General features: G+C 68.0%; 12 protein-coding genes. 8 read left to right on the top strand and 4 right to left on the bottom strand.

The features are described 5' to 3' along the window. Nucleotides 1–114 precede the first annotated feature (114 nt). From E8A12_RS01915 to E8A12_RS01905, 3 genes are all read right to left on the bottom strand, one after another. Complete coding sequence (locus E8A12_RS01915; protein ID WP_293366064.1) at nt 115–1,644, bottom strand: M20/M25/M40 family metallo-hydrolase; 1,530 nt, start codon at nt 1,642–1,644, stop codon at nt 115–117. Nucleotides 1,645–1,724: 80 nt separating this feature from the next. Further along, a complete protein-coding gene (locus E8A12_RS01910; RefSeq protein WP_293366063.1) occupies nt 1,725–4,253 on the bottom strand; it encodes a DUF3857 domain-containing protein in 2,529 nt (842 codons plus the stop codon). 94 nt (nt 4,254–4,347) lie between these two features. Beyond that, entirely contained in the window at nt 4,348–4,878 is a 531-nt protein-coding gene (locus E8A12_RS01905; RefSeq protein WP_293366062.1) for a hypothetical protein, read from the bottom strand. Between the two features lie 401 nt (nt 4,879–5,279). On the opposite strand from E8A12_RS01905, the gene E8A12_RS01900 reads away from it, so the two are divergent. From E8A12_RS01900 to E8A12_RS01880, 5 genes are all read left to right on the top strand, one after another. Beyond that, nucleotides 5,280–5,978 (top strand): Crp/Fnr family transcriptional regulator, encoded by a 699-nt coding sequence (locus E8A12_RS01900; protein WP_293366061.1) that lies wholly within the window; start codon nt 5,280–5,282, stop codon nt 5,976–5,978. Nucleotides 5,979–6,072: 94 nt separating this feature from the next. Next, the gene (locus tag E8A12_RS01895) at nt 6,073–6,645 is read left to right on the top strand and encodes a Pycsar system effector family protein (protein WP_293366060.1); all 573 of its coding nucleotides are present in this window, start codon (nt 6,073–6,075) and stop codon (nt 6,643–6,645) included. A 227-nt stretch (nt 6,646–6,872) separates the two neighbouring features. Then, nucleotides 6,873–7,088, top strand: a complete 216-nt coding sequence (locus E8A12_RS01890) for a hypothetical protein (RefSeq protein WP_293366059.1) — start codon at nt 6,873–6,875, stop codon at nt 7,086–7,088. 77 nt (nt 7,089–7,165) lie between these two features. Beyond that, on the top strand, nt 7,166–7,966 hold the full coding sequence (locus E8A12_RS01885) for a hypothetical protein (RefSeq protein WP_293366058.1): 801 nt from the start codon (nt 7,166–7,168) through the stop codon (nt 7,964–7,966). A gap of 71 nt (nt 7,967–8,037) precedes the next feature. Further along, a complete protein-coding gene (locus E8A12_RS01880) occupies nt 8,038–9,339 on the top strand; it encodes a PQQ-dependent sugar dehydrogenase (RefSeq protein ID WP_293366057.1) in 1,302 nt (433 codons plus the stop codon). Nucleotides 9,340–9,362: 23 nt separating this feature from the next. On the opposite strand, the gene E8A12_RS01875 is transcribed toward E8A12_RS01880, so the two are convergent. Next, nucleotides 9,363–11,057, bottom strand: coding sequence for an ATP-binding protein (locus tag E8A12_RS01875; RefSeq protein WP_293366056.1), 1,695 nt, complete (start codon nt 11,055–11,057; stop codon nt 9,363–9,365). Nucleotides 11,058–11,298: 241 nt separating this feature from the next. On the opposite strand from E8A12_RS01875, the gene poxB reads away from it, so the two are divergent. The 3 genes from poxB (at nt 11,299) to E8A12_RS01860 (ending at nt 14,467) form a co-directional block, all read left to right on the top strand. Continuing rightward, nucleotides 11,299–13,026: a ubiquinone-dependent pyruvate dehydrogenase gene (gene poxB / locus E8A12_RS01870; RefSeq protein WP_293366055.1), complete on the top strand. Its 1,728-nt coding sequence runs from the start codon at nt 11,299–11,301 to the stop codon at nt 13,024–13,026. A gap of 16 nt (nt 13,027–13,042) precedes the next feature. Further along, nucleotides 13,043–13,534 carry an FUSC family protein gene (locus E8A12_RS01865; protein WP_293366054.1) on the top strand — a complete coding sequence of 164 codons (492 nt, stop codon included), beginning with the start codon at nt 13,043–13,045 and terminating at the stop codon, nt 13,532–13,534. 198 nt (nt 13,535–13,732) lie between these two features. Beyond that, on the top strand, nt 13,733–14,467 hold the full coding sequence (locus E8A12_RS01860) for a hypothetical protein (protein WP_293366053.1): 735 nt from the start codon (nt 13,733–13,735) through the stop codon (nt 14,465–14,467). Nucleotides 14,468–14,509 lie beyond the last annotated feature (42 nt).

Genomic DNA, 14,509 nt, shown 5'->3' with positions numbered 1-14,509 from the left:
GCTCTCACGCCCCAAATCGACCTGCAGCCAGGCGAAAACACCTGCCGTCCGGTGGACAAGGCTCCCGAACTCATTGAAAAATAGCCGTTTATGGACAGAAACTAGCTAGGCCCTCTACCAGTCGAGGTCGGCGATCAGGCCGGCGTAGACCTCGATGCCGCCCCACAGATTGCCGAGCCGCAGGTTCTCGTTCTGGGCGTGTTGGTTGTCGTCGTAGTTGGCGATGGAGACGCCGACCATCGGCGCCTTCAGCTGGTTGACGATCTCGGCCATGCCGGAACTTGCGCCGGAGAAGGGCAGGCGCAGCACCGGATAGCCCACGGTGCGCCCGATCGAGGCGGCGACCGCCTTGGCGGCCGGGCCGTCCATGGGCGACTCCGTGGCGATGGAGCTTCCCTCGTCCCAGTTGATCCGCACGATCCTGGGGTGCGCCAGCCGCGTCGCCAGATCGGGCGTGTCGCGCACGATGAACCAGCCGAGCTTGGTCAGATAGGCCTCGGTCAGCTGATGGACCCGCTCCGGGGTCTCGCCGGGATCGAGGCGGAAGTCGAAGGAGGCGTCGCCCTGGATGGCGATGGCGTTGGCGGCGTTGGGGCCGTCGTCGCCGGCATGGATGGCGCGCACGTTGAGCGTCGGGACCATATAGCCGTCGGCCAGGCGCGGCGGGCCGATGTTGCGGCCGAGGCCCATGGCCTTCTTCAGGTCGGTCTCGACATCGGGAAGGGCCGCCAGTGCGGCCTTGTCGGCGGGCGAGACTGGCGCCACGTCGTCATAGATGCCGGGGATCAGGATGTGGCCGTCGTCGTCGCGCAGGCTCATCACCAGGCCCGCGATCATCACCGTCGGCGACGGCGCCCAGGAGCCGTAGTGGCCGTCGTGCAGCGGCTTCAGCGGCCCGTAGACCGTCGCCTTGAAGCCGGTGATGCCCCGGTTGCCGAAGTTGATCTCCTGCTTGCCGGACTGGTGCATGGGCCCGTCGCCCATGATCAAGAGGTCGCCGCGGACCTTGTCGAGGTTCTTGGCCACCAGGGCGCCGAAGTGCGGCGAGCCCTGCTCCTCTTCGCCCTCGTAGAGCAGCTTGATGTTGACGGATGGCTTGACGCCGGCGGCCTTCAGCGCGTCGAAGGCCGAGATGAACGCCTGGATGGTGCCCTTGTCGTCCCCGGCGGAGCGGGCGAACAGCCGCCAGTCGGGGTTCAGCGGGGTCGGCGCTGCTTGCCAGTCCACCGGCTTGGCGTCCGGCAGGGCGGTGCGCATGGAGGGCGTGAAGGGCGTCGAGATCCAGCCCTTCTGGCCGATCGGCTGGCCGTCGTAGTGGGCGTAGAAGACCACCGTCCGCCTGGCGCCCGGCGTCTTCAGCTCGGCCAGGATCGAGGCCGGCGTGCCCGGCTCGGCGCGCAGCAGTTCGGTGGTGAAGCCGCGCTTCTGCAGGAGGCCCGAGATGTAGGCGGCGTTGGCGTCCACGTCGGCCAGGGTCGTGGCGACGTTGGGCTTGGACAGCAGGGTCACGAAGTCGGCGACGATCTCCTTCTCGTGCGCCCGGCGCCAGGCCTCCACCGCCGCCTTGGACGAGGCGGCGTGCGCGCTCCCCGCCACTGCCATAGCCAAAGCCGCCGCCGCGACCGCCGCCTTGCGTCCTATCATCACCCGTCTCCCCGAAACTGGCCGGACGCTAGAGGCAGACTCGGACCCGCGCCACCGCACATTTCCGGCGGCCGGCGACTTTACGGCTGCTGCTTTGCGGCCGTCGTCGATGCGCTGCCGGAAGGCGCGATCTGCTCAAGCTCGCGGCGGGCTTCGACATCGCCCTGGTCGGCGGCCTTCTGCAGCCACGAGACAGCCATGGCCAGGTCCATTCGCAGGCCCTCGCCGCGCAGGTAGGCTTCGCCGAGGCGGCGCTGGCCAGCCGCTGCGCCATGGTCGGCGGCGCTGCGCACCAGGGCCAGCGCCTTGCCGGTATCGGCCGGGACGCCGCGGCCGGAGGCGTAGGCCTCGGCCAGCGCCACCTCGGCGTCCGGGTTCCCGGCCGCCGCCGCCTTCTGCAGCCAGCTCATCGCCTGGGCGGGATCCTTTTCGATGCCGTCGCCGTGCGCCAGTCGCTGGCTTAGCCTGTATTGAGCCGCCGCATCGCCCTTCGCCGCCCCGGCCTTGTCGGAGACGAGGCCCAGGGCGGTCTCAGCGTAGGCCGTGACCGCGGACGGCGAATTGGCCGCCGACGCCGGGGCTGGGGACGACGTGCGCGCCGGGGGCGCGGGCGCGATGTTGAGGGCGGGCGCCGGCCTGCCGGTCAGGGGCTTGGCGGTGACGGTCGGGATGCTGGTGACCAGGGCCGGCGCCGTGGTGGCCGGTGGAAGCACCACTGCGACGTCGCGGCGGCTGAGGTCGCGCCAGGTCTGGGCGGCGTCGTCGGCCTCCGAGGCCGGGTATTCCGGAGCCAGGGCGCGCAGGGTGATGTCGACCGTCAGAACGCCCGCGTCGATACGCTCGGTCCGCTTCAGCGCCAGACCGGCCACCGTGCGGTCGATGTCCTGCCCGATCAGCGAATAGCGCGGCCCAAACGGCAGGACGATCCGCCAGCTGACGTGGTTGTAGGCGGGATAAGGCACGAGGTAGGGCGCATCGGCGTTGAACCCGGGCTGCCGGCTCGCCACCTGGCCGCCGAAGTTGGTGCCCGGCACGCGATAGACGTCGCCATCGGAGAAATGGGTCCAGTCGAGCTTGGCCGTGCCGTCGAAGGTAATGCGCACCGCATCGGCGCTGGTCTCTTCGCGGATGTCGATGGCGTCGACCTTGAACCAGGAACTGCGCTTGCCCATCGCTTCGCGCAGCGCGCGCTCGTAGTCGGCGCGCGGGGTGCTGGCGAGCGTGGCGCGGACAGCCACGGCGAGCTCGCTGCGATAAAGCCAGGTGATCCGCGTCTTGGCTGGCGCGGTGATGCCGCCACTGGCGTCAATGGTGGTGGATTCGTCGCTGGTGGGCTCGGTGAGCGGCTGCGGGACAAGCTTTTCCAGGGGAACGCCGCCGGCCGCCAGCGGCAGAGCCCAGCCCCAGGCCGGCACGACTAGGCTGTCGAGGTTGCGGTCGCCGCTGCGCGTGCCGTCGAACCAGTAGGTCTTGCCGGCGATGCGCGCCCGCACGATCGCATGGTCGAACCAGCCGACCATGGGCAGCCGGGCGTCCAGGCCGTCGCCGCCCGAGGAATTGACCAGGGCCGGCTCGGCCTCGATGCCGAGCTCGCGCAGCAGGGCGACCAAGAGGACCGTCTTTCCCTTGCAGTCGCCGAACCTCCGCGACCAGGTGACCTCCGCGTCGGCGGGGGTCAGACCGCCATCGTTCATGCCCAGGTAGACATAGCGAACCTGGTCCTCGACGAGGCGCAGAGCGGCGAGCGCCCGGGCCCTCGGATCGCGATTGGCCGCGGCGATCCTGGCGGCCTCGGCCTTCAGCGGCGAGCCGGGCTTGATAACCGCAGTCTTGTCATAGAGCGGCGCGAACAGCCCTGAGAGCTCTGCCCAGTCGCGGTACTGGCTGAAGACGATGTTGCCCAGGTCGCCGAACCGGGCCGGGGCGCTCACCGGGGGCTTGGGCGTCTCGATGTCGAGCTCATCGACCACCACCTCGGTCATACCCCCGGAGATATTGGTCACCGGCGGCCTCAGCCCCTGCGCCTCCTTCCATTGGATCGGAAGCGCGCTTGGCCAGATGGTGCGGAAGTAGACGCGACTTGCGACGCCGGCGTGCCCCAGGCCGGCGAAGTGGGTGGAATAGCCCTTCAGCGCCGGATCGCGCTGTTCCAGAGTATAAGCAAGGTCCACCACGTCGCCGACTTGCAAGCCCTCGGGCTGGAAGGTTGCGGTGAGCCGTCCGTCCAACATGGCCTGGTCGAGGTTGGTCTCGCGCTGGATGACCGCGAACTTCCGCCCGCCGCTCAAGAGGTCGATGATCTGGTCGCCGCGCAGGATGTGCAACCGGTGGATGACCAGGGTCTCGGTCGCCGGGTCCCAGGTGATCTGCAGATTGCCCAGCGCCGCGAGACCCTGAGGCGACAGGATCTGCGAGGCGAAGTCGTAGAAATATTCATCGACCTCGGGGGTCATCCGGGTCTGCTCGGCGTAGAGCAGGGTCTTGACGGGCCCGCTTTCCGGCGCGGTGCTGGGCTTCGGAACGGGCAGGGCCTTCACCCATGCCGGTTGCGGCGCATAGACCGGCTGGTCGGCCGCGTGCGCGCCCTGGCCGGCCGCCAGCGCGGCCACCGTAATTCCAAGGGCGGCCAGCGCCCGGCGCAATACTCGAAACATCGGCCCCCGCCGCCTCACCGGCGCATGATGCGAGGCTTCTCGCTTCGCTTCAATCGGGGGTTGGGCGGAACCGCCAGATCAGGGTCCAGAGCACGTAGAGCGGCAGGGCTGCGATAAGCGACGCCACCAGCCTGGCATCCGCCGGGACCGGCGCGGCGGCCAAGGTCATGGCGATCGCCAGGAATCCCAGGGACAGGATCGCGCCCACAATCCTCGCCCAGTCCGCGCGTCGCGAGATCCCGCGTCCGACGGCGAACAGCAGCGCCGAATAGACCGTGACGGCGAAGAGGCCCGCGGCCAGCAGGACAGAAATCCAGCCCGCCGCGCCCGCCAGGAACCCCAGACCCTTGTCCACCAACCGCCCGCCGTTGGCGATCATCCCGGCCAGGCCGTAGGTCCCGATGTCGTAGAAGTGGGTGGCGTGAGGCGCGGCCAGGTGGCGAAGGGCCAGCGCGTTGATCGACAGCCCGACGGCGCAGACCAGCGACGGGACACCGAGCACGCCGCCCAGGACCTGGAACCCGACGCCGACGATTCGGCGGTGCGGCGCCGGCGCGCTCAGCGGCGACTCGGCGGTCATTCCACGATCCCAAGCGCGAGCGCCGCCTGAAACAGACCTTTGGTCATTGGGGCTCCCCGCCGCCTGACGCAGGATAGCGGCGCCTTCGCCGCCGCTTCAACCGTCGCTGGGCGTCGCGTTCGGTTGGCGCCCTCAGCCGAGCCGCACGGGCCAGGCGCCCGCGTCGCGGCGGGATTCGCGCAAGCCCGATCCGGTGTTCGCGGCAATTCCATATACTCGACATTAGATGTCGAGTAGAAGCATATCAGTGTCGAATTTAAATATTTGCTGTCAAGCTTGATGAATATGCGTCCAAGCGCGAAATATGTGTTACAGCATCGATGAATTTTGTTGAGGACCTGAAGGAATAAAGAGATAGGATTGGAACGCGGGATTCTTCGCACCCGCTGTGGCGGGAGCTTATGCAGTTCCGTAATTTTCTTTTGTCGGCGCTTCACTCTGACGACGAGGCCGCGCTTACACCTCATTTGAAGGAAGTCAGTCTTTCGCGGGGGCAGGTTCTGTACCAGCCCGGCGATGAGGCGGACCTGATCTATTTCCCCTCCAGCGCCTGCATCTCGGTCGTCGCGATCATGGTCGATGGCCGGACCTTCGAGACCGGCACCATCGGACGGGAGAGCGCCGGCGGCCTGGTCGACGCCATGGCGGGCGCCCAGGTCTCCAACCGCGTCTTCATTCAGCTCGCCGGCGGCGCCATGACGCTACCGGCCGCCGTCTTCCGCGCTCGCCTCAAGGTGAGCCCGAGCCTGACGCGCCTGGCGCTGCTGCACCTGCGTGCGATCATCCGCCAGGCGGAGACCTCGGCGGCCTGCAACATCGCCCACAACGCTGATGCGCGTTTGGCCCGCTGGCTGCTGATGACCGAGGACCGGGTCGGCGGCGCCACCTTCCCGCTGACCCAGGAGTACATGTCGGTGATGACCGGCGTGCAGCGGACGACGGTCAGCATGATGGCCGCCGCACTCAAGCGCGACGGAATCATCGACTATTCCCGCGGCAATGTGGTGATCATCGACCAGCCAGCGCTGAAGACGCGGGCCTGCGAATGCTACGGCGAGATGGAACGCCAGTTCCTGCAGCTGCAGGCGGAACGGGACTAGGACGTCGACGCCGCGGCGGACTGGCGGCGTCGCTTGACACGCAAACGTCACAACGACACCCAATAAAGCTTGAGTGCAGGGCGCGGGGACGGTGATGGCGGACGGGGAGCAGAAGCTGGAGGCGGCGCTTGCCGTGGCGACTACGCCGCGGGTCTTCTCGCCGGACGCGGTTCAGCTCCTGCGCAACACCCAGGCCATCCAGTACCAGCTCAGCCAGATGGCGGACCAGAAGGCGTCCATGCTACTGGCCATCACCTTCGTGATCTTCTCGCTGACGCTCGGTCAGGCGCGCGGGATGATCGCCCCTAGTCCGCCGGTCCTCATCCTGGGTGGGTTCGCCTTCCTGGCGGCGGTGCTGGCGGTCTTCGCGGTGCTGCCCCAGGTGAAGACCTCAGTCGCTCCGGGCGCCGAGGCCAACATCCTGTTCTTCGGCGCATTCCATCGCATGGAAGAGCAGGCCTATATCGACGCCTTGATCGACCGGCTTACGGACAGCGAGACGGTCTTCCAGGCCTTCGCCCGCGACATCTATCAGAATGGCCGAGTGCTCGCGGGGAAGAAGTATCGGCTGTTGGGCTATGCCTATCGGGTGCTGCTGCTCGGGCTCTTCTGCAGCGGCTCCGCGTTCGTGGCCCCCATGATCGCACACGGGCTGGGGCCTCGCTAGCCGGCAGCCTTGGGCGCCTTGGCCTCCGGCGCCTTCGCCGCCTTGCCGCCCGGCCCCGACGATCAAGACGCTGCCGACCACCATCGGCCGGCATCGGCCGGTTTGGCCAGCCGAGGAAGGCCCGCACCTGAACGGCGACTAAACAGGCGGCTCAGCTTCGCCTCAGCGCGCCGGGCGCAACCTTGTCAACGATCCGCCCAGACCGGCGCGGGAGAAGGTGCACGTCAATGCTGAATAGCCGCGCTGTGGATTGGGCCCCGCTTGATCACGCCGCCAAGCCGCCCGTGAAGGTGGGCGACATGGTCTCCGCCGACGCCGGCGGCATGCCGATCTACCGGGTCATGGCCTTCGAGGAAGGCCGCGCCTGGGTCGCCACGGCCAAGGGCGCGCCGGCCCGGGCCATGCCGCTCGACGGCTTCCGCTGGCGTGCCGCCGACGCCTGACGCGGCCCGACGAACCAGGGTTTACGAGGCGCATCATCTCTGGCCAAATCGCCCCGGCAACTCGGGGGAGTAACGCCATGGCGGATGCTGTGATGGGCGCGCGGCCGAAGGCTGTTTCGCCGCGCCAATTCTATGTCTGGATGGCCGGAAGCTGCTTCCTGATCGCGGTGATCGGCTTCCTGCCAACCTATTGGATGCCGCTGGCCAGGGGCAGCTTCAGGGCTGAGCCCATGGTCCACATCCACGGACTGCTGATGTTCGGCTGGGTGACCTTCTTCTTCACCCAGGCGTGGCTAGTGGCGCAGGGCAAGGTCCTGTCGCATCGCACCTGGGGGATGCTGGGCGTCTCGATCATGACCGGCATCGCATTCATCGTGCCGACCATCGTCTCGCTGCGGCTGGCCCAGGCCGCGACGCCGGGCGAGCCGGCGCAGGCGGTGCATGACGCCCGCGCCTTCACCTGGGTGACCATCAGCGCGCTGCTGTTCTTCGTTCCGGCCTTCGTGCTGGCGGTCGTCAAGCTGAAGGACAGCGAGGCCCACAAGCGGCTGATCCTGCTGGCCACCATCTCCATGCTGGGCGCGCCGATCGCCCGCTGGTTCATCTTCGCCGCGCCGCCGGCGCCGCCGTGGCCGGCGGGCCTGCCCGACATCTCCAGCCCGCCGATCATGATCGCCATCATCGCCGCCCTGATCGGCGACATCCTGCTGGGCGTGGCGGTGGTCTACGACTGGCGCACGCGGGGCAAGGTGCACCCGGTCTATCTCGTCGGCGGCGCGATCCTGCTCGCGATGCACCTGACCACTGGCCGGGTGGCCAATTCCGCCACCTGGCAGAGCGCGGCCATCGCCATCGGCAAGCTCGGCCTGCCAACCTAGCGGTCAGCCCCTCTGGATCGGGGCGCGCCCCTGTGACATGCAGGAGGCGTGAACAACGATATCTGAAGGGAATGCCGGTGCTGAAGGTCTCGAAAGCGGCGAGCGCCGTGGCGCTGGTCATGGCCCTGACACCGGCCGGCGCCTGGTCGCAACCGGCCGCGCCGGCGGCGGCGATCCCGTCCTTCCCGCCGGGTCCGGACTATGCCGGCGTGGCGGGCAGCGCGGCGGAAAACGCGCGGATCGCGGCGCTCTGCGGCGCCAACCGCAACGCCAAGGACGGCTACGCGCCGACGCCGCTGCTGCCCGACCAGACCAAGGCGCCCAAGCCCTCCAAGACCCAGGCCTTCAGGATCGAGACCGTGGCCAAGCTCGACCGCTCGGTGGGTCTGGCCTTCCTGCCCGACGGCAAGCTCCTGGTCTCCCAGCGCGCCGGCGGTCTGCGCACCGTCGACGCCAAGGGGCAGGTGTCCGAACCGCTGAAGGGAACGCCGGAGATCGCCGGCGTCATGGGCACCAGCAACACCGGTCCGGTGCTCGACCGCGACTTCGCCAAGACCCGCACCGTCTACTACGGCTACACCGCCGCGCCGCCGGCCAAGGGCGAGCCGTTCACGGGCCGGATCATGAAGGCCAGGCTCTCGGCTGACGACATGAGCCTCGAAGACGCCAAGACCATCTACGAGGACAAATACCTGAGCCCGCGCCGCATTGTGCAGGCCAGGGACGGGACCCTGCTGATCGCGTCGGCCGAGGTGGCCGACCGCGGCCCGAACCCGCAGTCGATGACCGATCCGCGCGGCAAGATCCTGCGCATCGCCACCGACGGCTCGATCCCCAAGGATAATCCCTACCTGAAGACCGCCGGCGCCAATCCGGCGCTCTACGCCGTGGGCTTCCGCGACATCCAGGCGGCCGCGCTCGACCCGGCCACGGGCCAGCTGTGGGTAGGCGAGAACGAGCCCATGGGCGGCGACGAGCTGAACCGTATCAAGGGCGGCGCGAACTACGGCTTCCCGATCATCAGCTACGGCCGCCAGAACAACGGCGGCATGATCAACGGCGGCAAGACCGTCCAGCAGGGGCTGGAACAGCCGGTCTACTACTGGACGCCGTCGATCGCGCCATCCGGCATGGCCTTCTACACCGGCAAGGCCCTGCCGGCCTGGACCGGCAGCGTCTTCGTCGGCGCCATGTCCGGCCAGCAGCTGGTGCGGCTGCAGATGAAGAACGGCCGCGTGGTCGCCGAGGAAAAGCTGCTCCTCGACCAGTGCAAGCGCATGAAGGACGTGAGCCAGGGTCCCGACGGCCTGATCTACCTGATCACCGACATGAGCCCGAGCGAGATCCTGCGCATCGCCCCAGCCGGGAAGTAGCGAAACGATCTAGAGCCGAGCGTTCACGAATTGAATCGCGCGGCCCACAGGCCGCCGGCGCGCAGCGCTTCATCAGGCCCCGTATCGATCCACGCCGCCACCACGCTCGTGAGCTCGGCGATGTTGATCGGCTTGCCGATGTGGCCGTTCATTCCGGCCGCCGCGCCGGCGGCGGCGTGCTCCGGCAGCACGTTGGCGCTCAGCGCTATGATGGGCGTGCCGCTGTTGGGCGAGGCGTCGTTGCGGATCGCCCGGGCGGCTGTGAAACCGTCCATCCCCGGCATCTGAAGGTCCATCAGGATCAGGTCGAAGGGCCGCGCCCGGGCGGCGGCCACCGCCTCGACGCCGCCCGCGGCCTCCTCGACGGAATAGCCGGTGGCCTCGAGGAGGGTGCGCACCAGCTCGCGATTGATATCGAGGTCGTCGACCACGAGGATCCGGGACGACCGGGCGGCCGGCTCGCGGCGAACCGCCACGACCGGCTCCATCTCCCGAAGTTCGGCGGGCGGGGAGGCCACCCAGAAGGTGAAGCAGGAGCCCTCGCCGACCGCGGAGGCGACGCTGATCTCGCCGCCCATCAGCTCGACGAGCGCCTTGCAGATCGACAGCCCAAGCCCGGTTCCCCCGTGGTTCCGGGTCACAGAACTGTCGGCCTGAGAGAACCGATGGAAGAGACGTCCCACCTTGTCCGCGGGCACGCCGCAGCCGGTGTCGGACACGGTCACACAGAGCCGGTTCGTCGCCGCGTCGTGCGCCACAGTGACCACCACGGACCCCTGGGCGGTGAATTTGATCGCATTCCCAAGAAGGTTGAGCATGACCTGACGCAGGCGCGAGCCGTCGGCGTCGAGCACAGGGGGGACGTCGTCGTCGATGTCGAGCCTCGTGGTCAGACCCTTGGCCGCCGCCTGGGTCGCAACTATCGCCAGCGTGTCCTCGAAGAAGGGGCCGACCTCGAATGGCAGTGGATCGAGCTCTACGTGACCCGTCTCCAGCTTGGAGAAATCCAGGATGTCGTTGACCACCGCCAACAGCGTCTGGCCGCTCGAGGCGATCCGGCTGACGTAGGTCACCGCCGTCGGCGGCAGGTCCGGCATGCGGTTCAGAAGGTCCGAGAACCCGATGATCCCGGTCAGCGGGGTTCGGATCTCGTGGCTCATGTTGGCCAGGAAGTCCGACTTGGCTTCCGCGGCCGCTTCCGCCTGTAGCACCGCCGCGTCGAGCCGCCGGCGCTTGTCCGTCAGGTCGTCCTGGACCGTCCGGAGCAGCCCGAAGGCGGCCACAGGACTGGCGAACAGGGTGAACAGCATCAGGGGTTGATGGCCGACCAGCAGGCCGCCGGCCGCGCCGAACTGAGCGATCGCGACGGCGAGCACGGGCGGGACAAGATTCAGCGCCAACCGGCGCGGATGGGCGTAGTCCCGGGCGAGGGTCTGGAACAGGACCAGGCCCATGAGCGTCACGCCGAAGGTCTGGGCCGCCCCGGTGTGCAGGGCCACGAGATAGAAGGCTGCGGCCGAATGTCCGCCGTTGCTGATCCACGAAAGCGCCGCCGCGGCGCGTGACTCGCGACTGGAGGCGGGCCGCCAGTGCTGCTGCGCGGCGGCCACGACGAGCATCGCGGCCAGCCAGCTCAGCGCCAGGCGCCAGCCTGAAACAGGAAAGGCGGCGAGTGCGGTCAGCAGCGGCAACAACAGGCCGGAAGCTCGCCGGAACATCGCCATCGCCTGGCGGCGAAATGCAGGGACATCGGACTCTTGTTCGTCGTTTCCGCCCGACCGCATCGCGCCGCACTCCGGTTTACTGTCGCGGATACTACCGAAAATTGTTGAAGGACCCTTTCAGGTTGCCGGGGTTTTCAGGGCCGCGCCCGAGCCTCTTTTCGACATCCTTGGAAAGGGACAAACTCCCAGGCGAAGGCTTCTCAAGTTTCTCCGGCGAAGTGGAGGAGTTCGACGCATGCCTAAGGCGACAGTCGCGGACTTGCTGGCCCGGACCTTGGCGAATGCCGGGGTGAAGCGGGTCTGGGGCGTGACGGGCGACAGCCTGAACGGCTTCAACGACAGCCTGCGCCGGTTTGGCGAGCTCGACTGGATGCATGTGCGTCACGAGGAAGTCGCCGCCTTCGCCGCCGGCGCCGAGGCGGCCGTCACGGGCGGCCTGGCGGTCTGCGCCGGCAGCTGCGGTCCCGGCAATCTGCACCTGATCAACGGCCTGTTCGACTGTCACCGCAGCCACGTCCCGGTGCTCGCCATCGCCGCACAGATTCCCTCCTCGGAGGTGGGCCTCGGCTATTTCCAGGAGACCCATCCGCAGCAGCTGTTCCGGGAGTGCAGCCACTTCGTCGAGCTGGTGTCCAACCCGGCCCAGATGCCTGGCGTGCTGCATCGCGCCATGCGCTCGGCGATCGGCCAGCGCGGGGTGGCCGTGGTCGTCATCCCAGGCGACGTCGCGCTGGCGGAGGCGCCCGCGGGGGCCGACGGCGCCTGGCCCGCCCTGGGTCAGCCGCGCATTGCGCCCGCGGACGCCGATCTGGACCGTCTCGCGGCCCTGATCGATGCATCGAAGGCCGTGACCATCCTCTGCGGCAGCGGGTGCGCCGGCGCGCATGACGAAGTGGTTTCGCTCGCGCGAACGCTCAGCGCGCCGGTCGTGCACGCCCTGCGGGGCAAGGAGCATGTTGAGTGGGAAAACCCGTTCGACGTCGGCATGACGGGCCTGATCGGCTTCGCCTCCGGCTATTACGCCATGCTGGGCTGCGATCTGCTGCTGATGCTCGGCACGGACTTTCCCTATCGGCCATTCTACCCGACGGGGGCGAAGGTCGCGCAGGTTGACCGCGACCCGGGGGCCTTGGGCAAGCGGGTCGCCCTGGACCTGGGCGTGGTCGGCGATGTCGGCGAGACGGTCCGGGCGCTGTCGCCGCGTCTCAAGGCAAAGACCGATGAGCGCTTCCTGCAATCGGCCCGCAAACACTACGCCAAGGCGCGCGAAGGTCTCGACGATCTGGCGCAGCCGTCGGCGGCCGGGCGGCCGATCCATCCGCAATACCTGACCCGGCTGGTGAGCGAGCTGGCTGACGACGACGCGATCTTCACGGCCGACGTCGGCACGCCCACGGTCTGGGCGGCGCGCTACCTGGCGATGAACGGTCGGCGCCGGCTGATCGGCTCGTTCAACCACGGCTCCATGGCAAACGCCCTGCCCCAGGCGATCGGCGTGCAGGCGGCCTTTCCCGGGCGCCAGGTCGTCGCCCTTTGCGGCGACGGCGGCTTCAGCATGCTGATGGGCGACTTCATTTCGCTCAGCCAGCTCGGCTTGCCGGTCAAGGTGGTCGTCTATGACAACGGATCGTTGGGCTTCGTCGCCATGGAAATGAAAGCCGCCGGGTTCCTCGATACCGGCACGGACCTCAACAACCCTGACTTCGCCGCCATGGCCCAGGCGATGGGCGTCAAGGGGATCAGGGTCGAGCAGTCTGCGGACATGGCGTCGGCGCTGAAGGACGCCTTCGCCCATCCCGGCCCGGTGCTGGTCGATGCGATTACGGCGAAGCAGGAACTGGCCATGCCGCCGAAGATCAAACTCGAACAGGCCAAGGGCTTCAGTCTGTTCATGTTGAAGGCGATCATCAGCGGGCGCGGCGACGAGGTGGTCGAACTTGCCGAGACCAATCTCCTGCGCTGACACCTAGAGGAGCTCGATGGCGGCGCGAGAGACTGGTGCGGACTTGGCCGCCTTCGTCGTGCGCTGCGTCGCAGCGGCCTTGCTGGCGTACCTCCTGGCGAGCGCGGTGGGGCTGTCGCACCCGCTCTGGGCCTGCATCTTTGCGCTGATCACCTCGCAGGACAGCCTGTCGACGCCTGTCCTGAAAACGGTTGGCGGCCGGGTGATCGGCACAGTCGTCGGGGTCGTCGTCGCCATCGCGGTGGGCCTGGCCGCGAGCCGCTTCGGTCTGGCCATGGTCCCTCAGCTGGCGATGGCCGTCACGATCTGCGCCCTGATCGCATGGCGGCGGCCCGCCATCCAGCTATGCCTCTGGACGGCGCCCATCGTTCTGATGAGCACGGCGCCGGCGGAGTCCAACGTCACCGTCGGCATCGATCGCGGCTGCGAGGTGATCCTCGGCGTGCTGGTCGGGGGCGCGCTCCATTTCGCCGCGGCCAAGCTCGGCCCTGGCCGGGCCGATCGGTAGGTTCCACGGATCGCTGGGCTGCGCAGAGCCGACAGCGTGGCGACCAGCGTCACCAGGGGGGCTGCGAACAGCTTCGCCGAGCCCGCAAGTCTTCGTGGTGGTGGTTGTCTCGATGCGCCCCTTGCCGCTACGCTCCTGGCGGTAAGTGGTGGGGCATCCATGTTTGTGCGAAGCGTCGTTTCGGTAGGGCTGGGAGCCTTGCTTCTTGCCGGCTTGCCCCGCGCCGCGGCGGCGCAGACGGACGAGATCCAAGTCTACAACGCCCAGATCGCCGAGCCCGGTGTCTTCAACCTGACCCTGCACGACAATTTCACCCCCGATGGCCGCAAGACGCCGGCGTTTCCGGGCGCAATCGTTTCGAACGGCTCGCTGAACGGCGTGCCCGAGTGGGCCTATGGCGTGACACCCTGGTTCGAGGCGGGCCTCTACCTGCCGCTCTACAGCTTTCCCCGGGACGGCGGCGTCCAGCTGGACGGGTTCAAACTCCGCGCCCTCTTCGTCGAACCTGACGCCGCCAAGCAGACCTTCTTCTACGGCGTCAATTTCGAGTTCAGCTTCAACTCCAAGCACTGGGACCCCAGCCCTTACACCCAGGAAATCCGCCCCATCGTCGGCTGGCGGTTCGGCAAGATGGACCTGATCGTCAATCCGATCCTGGACAATAGCTGGAAGGGCTTTTCACGCCTCGACTTCGCGCCGGAGACCCGCATCGACTACAATTTCTCGGATAAGTGGGCGATCGCGGCGGAGGAATACGACGACTTCGGCGAGTTGCGCCATTTCGACCCGGCCAGCCGACAGGCGCACCAGCTCTTCGCGGTGGTCGATTACAACGGCAAGCCCATCAACGTGGAAGGCGGCGTGGGGTTTGGCCTGAACTCCGCCAGCGATCGACTGACCTTGAAGCTCATCCTGTCGCGCGACCTGAACTAGGGGGTTCGAAAGGAATTTGAGGGGGCCGCGCTTCGAGGCCGA

Origin of the sequence: Phenylobacterium sp. (assembly GCF_004799395.1) — a bacterium.
Taxonomy (GTDB): Bacteria; Pseudomonadota; Alphaproteobacteria; order Caulobacterales; family Caulobacteraceae; genus Phenylobacterium.
The sequence above is the reverse complement of the archived record's forward strand: the minus strand, read 5'-3'. Positions and strand labels throughout refer to the sequence as shown.